Consider the following 15329-nt stretch of genomic DNA (forward strand, 5'->3'; position numbering starts at 1 on the left):
CGGCTGGTCCTCCCGCTACTTCTTGGGGCCGGGGACGGTGGTGAGCAGAGGCCGGGGAGAGGTCTCGCCCGGTGGCACGTCGAGCCACGACAGGAGCAGCACGAGGAGGACCACCGGGGCCAGTCCGATGGCGGCGGCGACGAGGGCGCGCATGGTCGGCCTCCCGGGGACGCGGATCTGATGTGGCGTCAGACGTCATGGCGGGGGCACCGTAGCAACGCGACCGCGAGATGAGAACACGTTGCACCGCGAGATGGGAACCGTCGGACCGCACGCGACGGAGCACCGCCCACGACACGGCACCGTCCGTTCACCGGGTGGTGAAGGGACGGTGCCGTGGAGCCGTGGACGCGATGCGTGCCTAGGCGGCCGGGTCGGTCGGAGCGGTCGGGTCGGTAGGAGCGGCCGGGTCGGTAGGAACGGCCGGGGAGGCCACCTTCAGTTCGACGGTGAGCGTCGCGCCGCCCGCCGTGGTCAGACGGAGCAGGAAGATGCCGGACCGGTCGTCCGCGTAGATCTTCGGGAGGACGAGCACACCGTCGGCGCCGGTCTTGAGCTCGGTCAGAGTGCGGACCGTCTTGCCGTCGGCGTCCTTGAAGTACGGGCCCTTGGTGTTCTCGACCGGGTCGTCGCCGGTGGTGATCATGGTGGCGGTGACCGCCACTCCCGCGGCGGCGGCACCCTTGAGGGTGGCCTTGACCTCTACCGCGTCGGCGAACGCGGTACCGGGCGCGGCCGTCAGCTCCTTGTCGCCGGTCCTGGCCAGCGCGTCGGCCTGGTGCGGAGTGACGGTCGCGTCGTAGTCGAGGCCGGGCAGAACGCGGCCGGACACGGTGACCCGGACCGTGAAGTTCCCGGCCTTCTCGCCCGCCTTCAGGACAGGCGCGACAGCGATCCCGCCCGCGCCGGTCGTGGCGACGGCCTTGGTACGGCCACCGCTGAAGCGGGAGTCGGTGTCACCGACGATCTCGAAGGTGAGCTCGGCCTTGGCGACACCGGCGCCGATGCGGTTCTCGGCACGGACCTTGACCCGCCCGGCGAACTCCTCGCCCGCGGTGGCGGTGAGCGCTCCGCTGCCCGCGTCCTTGACGCGCGCCACGCCCATGGTGGGCGACGGGGCAGGCGTCGGCGCTCCCGTGTCGCCTCCGGGCGCAGGCTTGGACGGCGGCGGAGTCGTCGTGGGGGGCGGGGTCGGACTGGGCTTTCCACCGGGCTTCGAGGGTCCGGGGCGGGGACCGGGAGTGACGGGGGCGGTCGGCGCGGTGTCCGGCGACACATGGTTGTCGCTGCGGTCGACCGGCAGGACGCCCGCGCCGTCCGGGACTTCGTGGCTGCCGCGGCTGTAGTACTCGAACCACGACAGCACCGTCCGCAGGTACTCCTGGGAACGGTTGTAGCTCAGGACCGCCCGGTCCATGTCGGCCTGCTGCGACAGATCGCGGCCGTCGGCGCACAGGTACTTACCGGCGGCGAGCGCCGCGTCGTAGATGTTGTTCGGGTCCTTGCGGCCGTCGCCGTTGGCGTCCTGGCCCCAGCCCTCCCAGGTGGAGGGGATGAACTGCATCGGGCCGACGGCACGGTCGTGGGTGGCGTCGCCGTCGTAGGCGCCGTTGTCGGTGTCCGTGATGTCGGCGAAACCGACGCCGTTGAGGACCGGGCCGAGGATCGGCGAGGTCGTCGTGCCGTTTCCGTCGACACGTCCGCCCCGCGCCTGCCCTGATTCGACCTTGCCGATCGCGGCAAGCAGCTGCCAGGGAAGCCGGCAGGCGGGGTCGGAGGCGGCCAGGGATGTGTGGGCCCGCTTGTAGGCATCAAGAACCGTGGCCGGAATGCCCGCATCCGCCGGACCTGTCACCACCGGGAGGTCGGTCGAAGCGCCCGGCTTGTTCGGCGTGTTGAGCGGGGGCAGATCCGTGTAGTACGGGGAGTCGCCGGTGGCCGAGTTCGAAGACGGGGTGGTGGAGGACCCCGAACCCGCGGGGTCGCCGTCGCCTCCGGCGGTTGCGGGCATGACACCCGGTGCCTGAGATGCGGAGAGCGCTGCCACCGCTGCCGCAGCCACCGCTGTCGTGGTCGCCCCCTTGCGCAGCCGACGGCCGAATTGCGCTGCCATACGTCTGTCCCCTCCCCCTGGACGGCTGTTCGCGCTCCCCGCGCATGACCCAGGTGACACTACGGCAACGACGGGCGCCGTGACACCGGCCCCCCGGCCGCTCCGGGGCGTTGTTCACCAACCGGTCATCCCGCCGCAGCACGCGACCTGCCGGGCGTCCCGTTCGCGTGGCGGACGGTCAGCATCGCGCATACTGGGCCGCGTTGTTCGAAGACGGTCACTGGGGGCACTACATGCCGTTCACACTCAGCCATGCGGCGGCGGTGCTGCCGGGTATCCGGAGGAACGGCACGGCACGCGGTCCGCTGTTCGCATCGGCGCTCGTCGCGGGTTCGTTCGCTCCGGACATGACGTACTTCGCGGCAAGTGTCCGCCCCTCGGCGATGGAGTTCGGCAGCGTGACACACGCACCCGTGGGGGTGCTGACGGTCGATGCCGTCATCAGCGGCGTGCTCGTGGGGCTCTGGCTGATCGTCCGTGAGCCGCTGGTGGCACTGCTGCCGGGGGGATGGCGGGGGCGGGTGTACGCGTTCGTGCGGGGCCGCGCCTGGAGCGACCGGCCGCCGGCGGTCGCGGTGCTCTGGTTCTACGTCTCGGCGGTACTGGGCGCGACGACGCATGTGGTCTGGGACGCGTTCACCCATTTCGACCGCTGGGGTGTCCGGATGCTGCCGGTGCTGAGCGAAGTCGTGGCCGGTTTCCCCCTCTATACGTACACGCAGTACGGCGGTTCCGCGCTGGCGCTGGTCGGTGTCGTCTGGTTCATGGCCTCGTCGCTGCGGCGGATGCCGACGGGGGCGCCGGCGCGTGCGGAGGTGGTGGGCGTGCCGGTGGGGATGCCGTTGCCGGTGCCTACGGGGGTGCCGGTGCTCGGCCGCGGGGAGCGGTGGGCCGCGGCGGCGTTGATCGTCGGGTGTGTGCTCGCCGGCACTGCGCACCGGTGTGTGCGCTGGTATCTGTACTGGGGCCGTATCGACTCACCCCTCGACATCGTCCCGACCGCCTGCTTCGGCGCGGGCGCGGGCCTGGCGGCGGGCATCCTCCTGTACGGCGCGGCGGTGCGCGTCCGGATGCGACGGTCGGCGACGGCGGTCCTCGAGGCGGACACGAAGCCGGACACGGACGCGGCCCGTGCGAGGCATGTGGTGTGACGGGGCCGCCCGTACCGCAGGCACCGCCCGAGTGCCCGTCCCCGAACGCCGGACAGGCCCAGGGCACAAGGCTCACCGGCACCGGACCGGTCGCCGCCCCCGGGCCGCTCCGGGGCTCGCGTTCGGGGCGGCGTGATCACGGCGCGTGCACGGTCGCGGGAGGTGCACCGGTACCTGGCGCCACCCATCACGCTTTGCTGTCCCGGACACGACCCCCAGGCGTCCCGGGTGCGGTTGGCGCAGGTGGCTCGCCCCGGTGGGCGGATTTCCGGCCCACGGCCCGCCGTGAGGCCGGGGGCCGTGGAGGTCGGCCCCGCAAGGGGTGGCATCGCGCCGGGCCGCAGGGGCCGGGACGGATGCCGACCCGAGGCGTCGAGCCCGAGGGGCGCGCCAGGCCCGTTGAGGACGGACCTACCGGGCACGCCCCCCGGTAGCGGGCCGGGGCGCCGACGGCCGGCACCGACGGCCGGGGTCGGCCCCCGGCGTGGCTCAGTGCGCCGCGGACTCCCAGTCCGGGCCCACGCCCACCGACACATCCAGCGGTGCCCGCAGATCCACCGCCGCCGACATCTCGTGGCGGACGATCTGCTCGACCTGGTCGCGCTCGCCAGGTGCGAGTTCCAGGACGATTTCGTCGTGGACCTGCAGCAGCATGCGGGAGGTGAGCCCGGCTGCCCGGAGGGCGTCGTCGACGCGGAGCATCGCGACCTTGACGATGTCCGCCGCGGTGCCCTGGATCGGCGCGTTGAGCGCCATGCGCTCCGCTGCCTCGCGCCGCTGGCGGTTGTCGCTGTTGAGGTCGGGGAGGTAACGGCGGCGGCCCAGCATCGTCGCCGTATAGCCCGTGGCCCTGGCCTCGTCCACGACACGGCGCAGATAGTCGCGGACCCCGCCGAAGCGCTCGAAGTACGTGTCCATCAGCGCCCGCGCCTCTGCCGCCTCGATGTTCAGCTGCTGGGACAGGCCGAACGCCGAGAGGCCGTAGGCCAGTCCGTACGACATCGCCTTGATCTTGCGGCGCATCTCCGCATCGACCGCCGACCGGCCCACGCCGAACACCTGGGATGCCACCGTCGTGTGCAGGTCCTCGCCGGAGGTGAACGCCTCGATCAGGCCCTCGTCCTCGGAAAGATGAGCCATCACACGCAGCTCGATCTGGCTGTAGTCGGCGGTCATCAGCGCCTCGTAGCCCTCGCCGACGACGAAACCGCGGCGGATGGCCCGCCCCTCGTCCGTGCGCACCGGCACGTTCTGCAGGTTCGGGTCGGTCGAGGAGAGCCGTCCGGTCGCCGCGACCGTCTGGCTGAAGGTCGTGTGGATCCGGGCGTCCGCCGCGATGGTCTTGATCAGGCCCTCGACCGTGGAGCGCAGCCGGGCCTGCTCACGGTGGCGCAGCATGATCACCGGCAGCTCGTGCTCGGTCTGGGCGGCGAGCCAGGCCAGGGCGTCGGCGTCCGTGGTGTAACCGGTCTTGGTCTTCTTGGTCTTCGGCAGGTTCAGCTCACCGAAGAAGACCTCCTGGAGCTGCTTGGGCGAGCCGAGGTTGAACTCGTGGCCGACCGAGGCGTGCGCCTCCTTCACGGCCTGCTGCACGGCTCCGGCGAACTGCTGCTCCATCGCCTCCAGATGCGCGCGGTCGGCCGCGATGCCGTGCCGCTCCATCCGGGCCAGCAGCAGGGAGGTGGGCAGCTCCACATCGTGCAACAGCTCGGTCGCACCGACGTCCTTCAGCTTCTCGCCGAACGCCTCGCCCAGGTCGAGGACGGCACGGGCCTGTGCCATCAGGGCGTCGGCCTCGGCCTGCTCGTCGGTGCCGAAGGCCAGCTGTCCGTCGGCGGCGGCCGGCGCCAGCTCACGGTGCAGATACTCGACGGACAGGGTGTCCAGTGCGAAGGACCGGCGGCCGGGCTTGACCAGATAGGCGGCGAGCGCGGTGTCCATGGTGACGCCCGCGATGTCCCAGCCGTGCTCGGGGAAGACCCGCAGCGCGTCCTTGGCGTTGTGCATGACCTTCGGCCGCGCCGGGTCGGCGATCCAGGCGGCGAAGGCCCGCTCGTCGGCCTCGTCCAGCTGGGTCGTGTCGAACCAGGCGGCCTTCCCTCCGCCATGGCCATCGGCATCCGTGGGGGTCCCCGCAGCTGCCAGCGCGATCTCACTGACGCTGCCGACTCCCAGCGCCCATGCGGTGACGGTCGCCACGCCGAGCGTCTGCCCGCCGTGCTGCTCCAGCCACGGCGTCAGTTCACCCGCGCCCAGGACGGCACCGTCCAGCTCCACTCCGGCGTCCGGGGCGGGGGCGTCTTCCTCCTCCGCGCCCGGGTCGACCGCGAGCAGCCGCTCCCGCAGGCTCGGGTTGCGGATCTCCAGGATCTCCAGGAAACCCTTCAGCGCCGTCCTGTCGTACGGGGCGCGCTCCAGGTCCGCGACGGACCTGGGCAGCTCGACGTCCCGCACGAGCTCGGTCAGATGACGGTTGAGTTTGACGGCCTCGAGGTGGTCGCGCAGCGCCTGCCCGACCTTGCCCTTGACCTCGTCGGCACGCCCGACCAGCTCCGCGAACGAACCGAACTGGTTGATCCACTTCGTGGCGGTCTTCTCGCCGACGCCGGGGATGCCCGGCAGGTTGTCGGACGGGTCGCCGCGCAGGGCGGCGAAGTCCGGGTACTGCCGCGGGGTCAGCCCGTACTTCTCCTGGACCTTCTCCGGGGTGAAGCGGGTCAGCTCGGAGACGCCCTTGGTCGGGTAGAGCACGGTCACGTGGTCGGAGACCAGTTGGAATGAGTCCCGGTCACCGGTGACGATCAGCACCTCGAAGCCGGCGGCCTCGGCCTGTGTGGCGAGGGTGGCGATGACGTCGTCCGCCTCGAAGCCGTCCACCGCGAAGCGCACCGCGTTCATGGTGTCCAGCAGCTCGCCGATCAGCTCGACCTGGCCCTTGAACTCGTCCGGGGTCGCGGAGCGGTTCGCCTTGTACTCGGGGAAGTCCTGGGAGCGCCATGTCTTGCGGGAGACGTCGAAGGCCACCGCGAAGTGTGTGGGCGCCTCGTCGCGCAGCGTGTTCGCCAGCATCGACGCGAAGCCGTAGACGGCGTTGGTCGTCTGACCGCTCGCGGTCGTGAAGTTCTCCGCGGGCAGCGCGAAGAACGCCCGGTACGCCAGGGAGTGCCCGTCCATGAGGAGCAGGCGGGGACGGGTTTCGTCTGGGGTCTTCTTCGATGCTGTCTCTGCCACGCACACGATCCTGCCACGGACCACCGACAATGCCGCTCGCGGTGGAGGAAGGGGGCTCGTTGTCGGCGGCGCGTGACAGGATTCGCTGTCTACGACTCGATCCCGCGCTCGAAGGGGAGCAGATGGCCAGCAAGCCGCCCGCAGGTGACCCGGTGCAGGACGCACCGCAGGTCGAGGCGCCCCGGCGGGCCGCGGCCGGCCTCACCGCCATCGGGCACACCCTCAGGATCGCGCAGAACCAGATGGGGCTGGTGCGCACCGCGCGCACACTCCTCAAGGTGAACCAGAAGGACGGGTTCGACTGCCCGGGCTGCGCCTGGCCGGAGGGTGACGAACGGCACGCGGCGGAGTTCTGCGAGAACGGGGCGAAGGCGGTCGCCGAGGAGGCGACCCTGCGCCGGGTCACGCCCGATTTCTTCGCCGCGCACCCGGTCTCCGACCTCGCCGCCCGCAGCGGATACTGGCTGGGCCAGCAGGGCCGTATCACCCAGCCCATGTATCTCCCGGCGGGCGCCGACCGGTACGAGGCGGTGACCTGGGAGCGGGCCTTCGCGATCATCGCGGAGGAGCTGACGGCGCTCGGCTCTCCCGACGAGGCGCTCTTCTACACGTCGGGGCGGACGAGCAACGAGGCGGCGTTCCTGCTGCAGCTCTTCGCCCGCGAGTTCGGCACGAACAATCTCCCCGACTGCTCGAACATGTGCCATGAGTCCTCGGGCTCTGCACTCACGGAGACGATCGGCGTCGGCAAGGGCAGTGTGTCGCTGGAGGATCTCCACCAGGCCGATCTGATCATCGTGGCCGGACAGAACCCCGGTACGAACCATCCGAGGATGCTGTCGGCGCTGGAGAAGGCCAAGGGATCCGGCGCGAAGATCATTTCGGTGAATCCGCTGCCCGAGGCCGGGCTGGAGAAGTTCAAGAACCCGCAGACGCCGCTCGGCCTCCTCAAGGGCGCGTCCCTCACCGATCTCTTCCTCCAGATCCGCATCGGCGGCGACCAGGCCCTGTTCCGGCTGCTCAACAGGCTGATCCTGGAGACGGACGGCGCCGTCGACGAGGAGTTCGTACGGGAACACACGCACGGATACGACGCGTTCGCGGCCGCCGCGAAGGCTGCCGACTGGGACGAGACACTGGCGGCGACCGGACTTGAGCGGGCCTCGATGGAGCAGGCACTGCGGATGGTGCTGGCGTCGAAGCGGACCGTCGTCTGCTGGGCGATGGGCCTGACCCAGCACAAGCACTCCGTCGCGACCATCAGGGAGGTCGTCAACTTCCTGCTGCTGCGCGGCAACATCGGCCGCCCCGGCGCCGGGGTCTGCCCCGTCCGCGGCCATTCCAACGTGCAGGGCGACCGCACCATGGGCATCTTCGAGCGGCCGGCGCCCGCCTTCCTCGACGCCCTGGAGAGGGAGTTCGGCATCAAGGCGCCGCGCCACCACGGCTTCGACGTCGTGCGCTCCATCCGTGCGCTGCGCGACGGGGAGGCCAAGGTCTTCTTCGCCATGGGCGGCAACTTCGTCGGGGCCACACCGGACACGGAGGTCACGGAGGCCGCGATGCGCCGGGCCCGGCTCACCGTGCATGTCTCGACGAAGCTCAACCGCTCGCACGCGGTCACGGGCACGCGCGCGCTGATCCTGCCCACGCTCGGCCGCACCGACAGGGACGTGCAGGAGAGCGGCAGGCAGTTCGTGACCGTCGAGGACTCGATGGGCATGGTGCACGCCTCGCGCGGCAATCTCCCCCCGGCGAGTCCGCATCTGCTCTCCGAGCCGGCGATCGTGGCACGCATGGCGCACGCGGTCCTCGGCGCGGGGTCGCGGACACCGTGGGAGGAGTTCGAGAGGGACTACGCGACGATCCGCGACCGGATCTCGCGCGTGGTCCCCGGCTTCGAGGACTTCAACGCCAGGATCGCGCGGCCGGGCGGCTTCACGCTGCCGCACGCCCCGCGCGACGAGCGCCGCTTCCCGACCGCCACCGGCAAGGCCAACTTCACGGCGGCCCCCGTCGAGTACCCCGTGGTGCCTCAGGGCCGGCTGCTGCTGCAGACCCTGCGTTCCCACGATCAGTACAACACCACGATCTACGGCCTGGACGACCGCTACCGCGGCATCAAGGGCGGCCGTCGCGTGGTCTTCGTCCATCCGGAGGACGCCCGCGAGCTGGGCCTCGCGGACGGCGCGTACACGGATCTGGTGAGCGAGTGGAAGGACGGGGTGGAGCGCCGGGCGCCCGGCTTCCGGGTGGTGCACTACCCGACCGCCCGCGGCTGCGCCGCCGCCTACTACCCGGAGACCAATGTCCTGGTGCCCCTGGACGCCACCGCTGATACCAGTAACACCCCCGCCAGCAAGTCCGTGATCGTACGTCTGGAACAATCACCGTCCGCCTAAGCGTTTGCTCAGGCAGTTGAGGAACGACAGAACGACCAGACGACGTACGAAGACGTACGAACACGAACGGAGCCGGGCCCATGGGCGAGCAGACCAGCGTGAAGTTCCCGCAGGAGGTCATCGACGAGTACGCCTCGCTCGGCGTCGACCTGCCCGCCCTGTTCTCCGCCGGGACGCTCGGCACCCGCATGGGCGTGCAGATCACCGAGGCCGCCGCGGAGCGCGTGGTGGGCACGATGCCCGTCGAGGGCAACACGCAGCCCTACGGACTCCTGCACGGCGGGGCTTCCGCGGTGCTCGCCGAGACGCTGGGATCGGTCGGCGCGATGCTGCACGGCGGCACCTCCAAGATCGCGGTGGGTGTCGATCTCAACTGCACCCACCACCGGGGTGTCCGCTCCGGCCAGGTCACCGGAGTGGCCACCCCGGTGCACCGGGGCCGTTCCACCGCCACCTACGAGATCGTGATCACCGACGAGCAGGACAAGCGGGTCTGCACGGCCCGTCTGACCTGCATGCTGCGTGACGTCCGCCCGCAGGACGCGGAGAACGTCCCGGGGGCCACGGCCTGACGGGCGCGCGTCACCTGCTGACGGGCAGTGTGATGCTGCTGACCCCGGCCCGGACGGACAGCTCCGTCCCGGCCGGGTACCGCAGGGTGTAGTCGTGGTCGGTCGAGATCAGCACGACACCCAGCCGGTGCCCCTTCTTGAACACGTGGTCCTGCGGCTGCATCCCCCACCGCAGGCTGTACTCCCGGCCCTCGACGACCTTGCTCTGCCACTCGACGGAGTGCCGGTTGCGGATGTCCAGCCAGCCCCGCGACACGATCTTGAAGTCGGACGTCTCTGTCCGGTGCCGGGTCCTGAAGGCGCATCCGGTGTCACCGGGGATGCCCTCGCCGTAGCAGACCTGCTGGGAGGTGTCGGCGACCGTCCCGGCGACCGCGCGGGTGTCGGTGCCGTAGTCGACCAGCAGCGCGGTGACATACGGTGACGATCCGGCCAGCGAGGCCAGGACCGACACCTCGGGCACACCGTTGACCCGGAGATCGGACGTGAGCGGCCCGGTCGTATACGCGAGGCGGTCGGGACGGGACGTATCGGGAGCGGCGACCAGTTGTTCCGCGGGCACCGTGCGGCCCGTGTCCGTCACCGTCCGCCGCACCGGCATCCCGGGCAGCGGCGACAGGCCGTCGTCGTTCAGCCGCAGGGTGAGATCCCGGGTGCCGCGGGCGGGCCACTCCGACTGCTGCCGCCAGCTGAAGTCCGCCTGTTCGACCTCGACCCGGGGCGCGGTGAGGGCGCCGTTGTCCAGTCCGTACAACCAGTGGTCGAACCACTGGTGAAGCTGCCTCAGCCACTCCTCCATGCGCAGCGGCATGGGATTGACATGGCCCGCCTGGTGCAGCCACAGCTTGCGCGGCACGTCGTACTTCTTCAACGCGTCCCACAGCCGGCCGAAGTGCCGGGTCTTCACGTTCCAGTCGTTGCCGCCGTGCACGACGAAGACACCGGCCTTGATCCTGTGCACGTCACCGAGGTAGTCGCGTTCCTTCCAGTAGCGGCTGAAGTCCCCGGTCACCCGGTCCTGTTCGGCGGTCAGCCGGTCGATGACGGGCTTGCAGATCTCGCGGTCCGCGCGCGTGTGGACGTACTTGGCGAGGACGTCGGTGTCCTCGCCCTGATAGCCGCCGGGTGCCACCACACCGCCGCCGGCGCGGTAGTAGTCGTACCAGGAGGAGATCCCGGAGATCGGCACGATCGCCTTGAGGCCCTCGACACCGGTCGTCGCGACGGCCGTGGGCAGCGTGCCGTTGTACGAGATGCCCATCATCGCCGTGTCGCCGGTCGACCAGGCGGCGCCGACCGGCCGCCCGTCCGGGTCCCAGCCTCTGGCGCGGCCGTTCAGCCAGTCGACGGCGGCCTTCGCGCCGAGGGTCTCGTTGCGTCCCCCGGAGGTCGGGCAGCCGGTGGAACCGCCGGTTCCGAGGCTGTCGACCTGTGCGACCGCGTAGCCGCGCGGCAGGAAGTAGTTGTCCGTGTAACCGGACCAGGGGACGGAAGGACCGGACGGCGCGGTCGATCCCGGCAGGGCGGCCGGGGCGGCCGGTGCCGACGACCCGGATCGTGCGTCCGTGCCCGCGAGCCCGGGGACACGCTCCCCCGGCGCGAGGCGCCTGCCCGTCGGGAGCCCGTCCTCGTCCACGTCGACGTTGTGGTTCTGCACGTCGTTGCCGCCGGCCCAGTAAGGACTCGCCTCGATGATGGTGGCGACCCTGAGACCGGCGTCGGTCTCCTCGGGGCGCAGGATCCTCATCCGCACGGTGTCACGCCGGCCGTCGCCGTCGCTGTCCACCTCGGTCTCGACGTCGACCTGCTGGTACACCGCGTCGGCCCGGGAGAAGACCGGCTGGGTCTCGTTGCCCACGATGCTGAGCGCAGGGGTGTCCGCATGCGCCGCCGGGACCGGCAGCGCCGCCAGCAACGACACGGCCAGCGCGGCCGTGGCCCATCTGAACGACGTGCGGGTGCAGGCCTCGTGGGCCGCGCGTAGTCGGGAGGGTCTCGCCATCGTGCCTGCCTCCAAGGGCCGGGATGTGTGACGATCACGCGGGAAGCGCGCACACATTCCACCGCGCGCGCCGCGGCCGCACCAGAGCGCAACACCGGTGACCCCCCGCCCTCTTGCCCCATCTGCCGCTGTGCCGTTCACTCTCGCTCGACCAGGACGTGCGGGCCCGGCCGGACAAGGCCGCCGCCGAAACCCGGCGCTCGCCGCGCTCGGCCCCCAGGCCTGGACGACCCCTCGTTCCTCGTCGCCGGACACGGCACCCGGGAGGCCCGACGCGGCCCCGGCGGCCACACCCGTCCCGGCGGCGGGGTCCGGACGACTCCTCGGATCCGGCCCGTTGCCGGAGACGCCCGGCCGGGTCTAGCGTCGATGCATGACAAAGGCTGCGCCGCCTCGGATGCGGCGCACCCTTCTGTACTCGCTCACGCTGGCCGCCGCACTGACGACCACGTCGGCCGGCTGCGCGGATCCGCACCCGGGGGAAACCCCCCGGCCCGCGCCCTCGCCGCGTACGACCTCACCCCAGGACCTGTGCACCCGCATCGTCAGCCGGTGGGGGCACCAGCTCCTCGCCGGCGGCGACAGCGGCTACGGCGACTACCAGTCGATGGGTCTTTCCGACGCTCAGTACGAAATCCTGCGCGACACCCTGGACGCCGCCCGTGCCGAGAGGAAGAGGCACAACGGCACAGCCGGAGCAGCGAAGTTGATCAACCGTCAGGCGCGTGAGCGCTGTGCGGAGCACTACCGTGACGGCGTTCCCGGCGACGGGCCCTGGCAATGAGCGGCGTCGGTCCCGTCGAGCCCGGCGAGGGCACCTGGGCGGCGGAGAATCCCCCGCCGCCTCACCGCCGTGGACCGGCCGGACCGTGGGCCCCGCACACGGCGCGTCACCGCCGCACACTGACGGCCGTTCTCGCGCTGTCGGCCGTTGGCGCCGGTGCCTTCTGGCTGTACGCCACCCGGCCCCGCCCCGACCCCGGCCCCTGGCCCGCACAGGTGGTCTCCGTGTCGTACGAGGGCGCCACCGGGGCCCTCGGCCGCACGGACGGGACCCTGCGCTTCTCCGTACTCGTCACCACCGGGCAGGGCCCGCCCGTCACGGTCGAGAGCATCCGGCAGCCCTCCGGAGCCCTGGGCCTGACCGCCTCCCCGAGCCCTCCCTTCGCGGTGAAGGCCGGGTCCGCCCGCAGTGTGTCGATCGTGATCAAAGTGGGCGATTGCGGAATGGCGCCCCGGAATGCCGCCCTTCCTTTCCTCGATGTAACGCTCCGTAATCTCCGCGCAAAACAGGACCAGAGTTTCATCCTCGGCGACCGCTACGCGCGGGACCTGGCCAGGGTCGTGACCGACTACTGCGAGCAACCACCACGGCTGTCATGACCAAAAACCAGGAACAGTCATGCACTCCATGCCGCAAATCCGTTCGGGATAACAAGAGCGTCACAGCATTGCCCAGACCAGTGCTGAATTCCCATTTACCCGCTTAGAGTCACGGCCAGTCACCGCGCCACCGGAATCCTTGCCAGTAAGGCTCCAGCGCTCGACTCGGTGCTCCAAAGGGAGACACCGTGCCAGGTGAAAGGACCAGATTCGTGCGTCAACGTTCGCTCATAGCCATAACCGCTGCACTTGCTGCGGGGGCACTCACCCTTACCGCCTGTGGCTCGCGCGACGACAAGGGCGGAGACTCTGCGGCCGGTGGCGACACCACCGTGGTCATCGGTGTCGACGCGCCGCTCACCGGCGACCTCTCGGCGCTGGGACTCGGCATCAAGAACTCCGTGGACCTTGCGGCCAAGCAGGCCAACGAGAAGAAGTACGTCAAGGGCGTCACCTTCAAGGTCGAGGCGCTCGACGACCAGGCGCAGCCCTCCTCGGGTCAGCAGAACGCCACCAAGCTTGTCGCCAACAAGGACGTCCTCGGGGTCGTCGGCCCGCTGAACTCCTCCGTCGCCGAGTCGATGCAGAAGGTCTTCGACGACGCCAAGCTCGTCCAGGTGTCCCCCGCCAACACCAACCCGGCCCTGACCCAGGGTCCGGACTGGAACAGCGGCACCAAGAAGCGCCCGTACAACTCGTACTTCCGTACGGCCACCACGGACGCCATCCAGGGCCCCTTCGCCGCGCAGTACCTCTTCAACGACGCCAAGAAGAAGAAGGTCTTCGTCGTCGACGACAAGAAGACCTACGGCGCCGGCCTCGCGGCCACCTTCAAGGCCGAGTTCACCAAGCTGGGCGGCAAGGTCGCCGGCGAGGACCACGTGAACCCGGAGACCAAGGACTTCTCCGCGGTCGCCACCAAGATCAAGAACTCGGGTGCCGACGTCGTCTACTACGGCGGCGAGTACCCGGCGGCCGGCCCGCTGAGCAAGCAGATCAAGAAGGCCGGCGCCAAGATCCCGCTGGTCGGCGGTGACGGCATCTACAGCGCCGAGTTCATCAAGCTCTCCGGCAAGGAGGGTGCGGGCGACCTCGCCACCTCCGTCGGCGCGCCCGTCGAGACCCTGCCGTCCGCCAAGGAGTTCGTCGCGAACTACAAGGAGGCCGGTTACAAGGAGGCCTTCGAGGCCTACGGCGGCTACTCCTACGACTCGGCCTGGGCGATCATCGAGGCCGTGAAGAAGGCCGTCGAGGACAACGACGGAAAGCTTCCCGAGTCCAAGGACGCCCGCGTCAAGGTCCTCGACGCGATGAAGAGCGTCTCCTTCGACGGTGTGACCGGCAAGGTCTCGTTCGACGAGTTCGGCGACGCCACCAACAAGCAGCTCACCGTCTACCAGTACAAGGGCGCCGCCTGGGCCCCCGTCAAGTCCGGTACGTTCACCGGCTGATCTCCACTCCGCATCACATCCTGGCCGCGCGGGGCGCTGCACCAAGCGCCCCGCGCGGTGTCATATCCGGCGAAAGACTTCGGAGGACCTGCGGTGCACGAACTGCCGCAACAGCTGGTCAACGGCCTGCTACTCGGATCGATGTACGGGTTGGTTGCCATTGGCTACACGATGGTCTACGGCATCGTCCAGCTCATCAACTTCGCCCACGGCGAGATCTTCATGACCGGTGGCTTCGGTGCCCTCACGGTCTGGCTGGCGCTCCCCGCCGGCACCACCATGTGGGTGGCCCTGCCACTCATGCTCATCGGGGCAATCCTCGTCGCCACCACCATCGCGGTCGGGGCCGAGCGCTTCGCCTACAGGCCGCTGCGCAACGCGCCACGGCTCGCACCGCTCATCACGGCCATCGGCCTCTCCCTCGCCCTGCAGCAGGCGGTGTGGGCGTGGTACCCCGGAGCCAAGTCCTCCCTCTCCTTCCCGGAGATCCCCGGCGGCCCCTTCCACATCGGCTCCGTCACCATCCAGACCGGTGACGTCTTCCTGCTGATCGCGGCCCCCATATCCATGGCCGTCCTGGGCTACTTCGTCATGAAGACCCGTACCGGACGCGGCATGCAGGCGACCGCCCAGGACCCGGACACCGCGAAGCTCATGGGCATCAACACCGACCGCATCATCGTGGTCGCGTTCGCCCTGGGTGCCGCCTTCGCCGCGATCGGGGCCGTCGCGTACGGCCTCAAGTACGGCGAGGTCAACTTCCGGATGGGCTTCCTGCTCGGCCTCAAGGCCTTCACGGCCGCAGTTCTCGGCGGCATCGGCAACATCTACGGCGCCATGATCGGCGGCCTCGTCCTCGGCATCGCCGAGACCATGGCCACCGCCTTCGTCGCCGACGTCCCTGGCATGCAGCAGCTCGGCGGCCAGGCCTGGGCCGATGTCTGGGCGTTCGTACTCCTCATCCTCGTGCTGCTCTTCCGGCCTCAGGGTCTGCTGGGCGAGCGCGTGGCGGACAGGGCGTGAT

General features: G+C 70.3%; 11 protein-coding genes. 7 read left to right on the plus strand and 4 right to left on the minus strand.

Annotated elements, in window-relative coordinates; all coding sequences use genetic code 11:
• Positions 1–15 precede the first annotated feature (15 nt).
• Entirely contained in the window at positions 16–153 is a 138-nt protein-coding gene (locus ACFU5O_RS26275; protein ID WP_384244319.1) for an SPW_0924 family protein, read from the minus strand.
• Positions 154–361: 208 nt separating this feature from the next.
• Positions 362–2113, minus strand: a complete 1752-nt coding sequence (locus ACFU5O_RS26280; RefSeq protein WP_384244321.1) for a lytic transglycosylase domain-containing protein — start codon at positions 2111–2113, stop codon at positions 362–364.
• Between the two features lie 233 nt (positions 2114–2346).
• Here ACFU5O_RS26280 and ACFU5O_RS26285 point away from each other — a divergent pair, with 233 nt between their 5' ends.
• A complete protein-coding gene (locus ACFU5O_RS26285) occupies positions 2347–3264 on the plus strand; it encodes a DUF4184 family protein (protein WP_384244465.1) in 918 nt (305 codons plus the stop codon).
• 489 nt (positions 3265–3753) lie between these two features.
• Here ACFU5O_RS26285 and polA read toward each other — a convergent pair whose 3' ends face one another.
• A complete protein-coding gene (gene polA / locus ACFU5O_RS26290; protein WP_384244466.1) occupies positions 3754–6438 on the minus strand; it encodes a DNA polymerase I in 2685 nt (894 codons plus the stop codon).
• A 179-nt stretch (positions 6439–6617) separates the two neighbouring features.
• Between polA and ACFU5O_RS26295 the strand changes: the two genes are divergently transcribed.
• Together ACFU5O_RS26295 and ACFU5O_RS26300 are read left to right on the plus strand one after the other, a co-directional pair.
• The gene (locus ACFU5O_RS26295) at positions 6618–8897 is read left to right on the plus strand and encodes an FdhF/YdeP family oxidoreductase (RefSeq protein ID WP_384244322.1); all 2280 of its coding nucleotides are present in this window, start codon (positions 6618–6620) and stop codon (positions 8895–8897) included.
• Between the two features lie 80 nt (positions 8898–8977).
• Positions 8978–9469, plus strand: a complete 492-nt coding sequence (locus ACFU5O_RS26300; RefSeq protein ID WP_384244324.1) for a PaaI family thioesterase — start codon at positions 8978–8980, stop codon at positions 9467–9469.
• A gap of 10 nt (positions 9470–9479) precedes the next feature.
• Here ACFU5O_RS26300 and ACFU5O_RS26305 read toward each other — a convergent pair whose 3' ends face one another.
• Positions 9480–11471 (minus strand): Xaa-Pro dipeptidyl-peptidase, encoded by a 1992-nt coding sequence (locus ACFU5O_RS26305; RefSeq protein WP_384244325.1) that lies wholly within the window; start codon positions 11469–11471, stop codon positions 9480–9482.
• A 373-nt stretch (positions 11472–11844) separates the two neighbouring features.
• On the opposite strand from ACFU5O_RS26305, the gene ACFU5O_RS26310 reads away from it, so the two are divergent.
• From ACFU5O_RS26310 to ACFU5O_RS26325, 4 genes are all read left to right on the plus strand, one after another.
• Positions 11845–12255 carry a hypothetical protein gene (locus tag ACFU5O_RS26310; RefSeq protein ID WP_384244326.1) on the plus strand — a complete coding sequence of 137 codons (411 nt, stop codon included), beginning with the start codon at positions 11845–11847 and terminating at the stop codon, positions 12253–12255.
• A complete protein-coding gene (locus ACFU5O_RS26315; protein ID WP_384244328.1) occupies positions 12252–12854 on the plus strand; it encodes a Tat pathway signal sequence domain protein in 603 nt (200 codons plus the stop codon). Before ACFU5O_RS26310 ends, ACFU5O_RS26315 begins: the two co-directional genes overlap by 4 nt.
• A 212-nt stretch (positions 12855–13066) precedes the next feature.
• Complete coding sequence (locus ACFU5O_RS26320; RefSeq protein WP_384244329.1) at positions 13067–14305, plus strand: branched-chain amino acid ABC transporter substrate-binding protein; 1239 nt, start codon at positions 13067–13069, stop codon at positions 14303–14305.
• A gap of 93 nt (positions 14306–14398) precedes the next feature.
• Positions 14399–15328 carry a branched-chain amino acid ABC transporter permease gene (locus ACFU5O_RS26325; protein WP_384244330.1) on the plus strand — a complete coding sequence of 310 codons (930 nt, stop codon included), beginning with the start codon at positions 14399–14401 and terminating at the stop codon, positions 15326–15328.
• The last annotated feature ends 1 nt before the right edge of the window (position 15329 follow it).

Origin of the sequence: Streptomyces sp. NPDC057445 (assembly GCF_042802855.1) — a bacterium.
Taxonomy (GTDB): Bacteria; Actinomycetota; Actinomycetes; order Streptomycetales; family Streptomycetaceae; genus Streptomyces.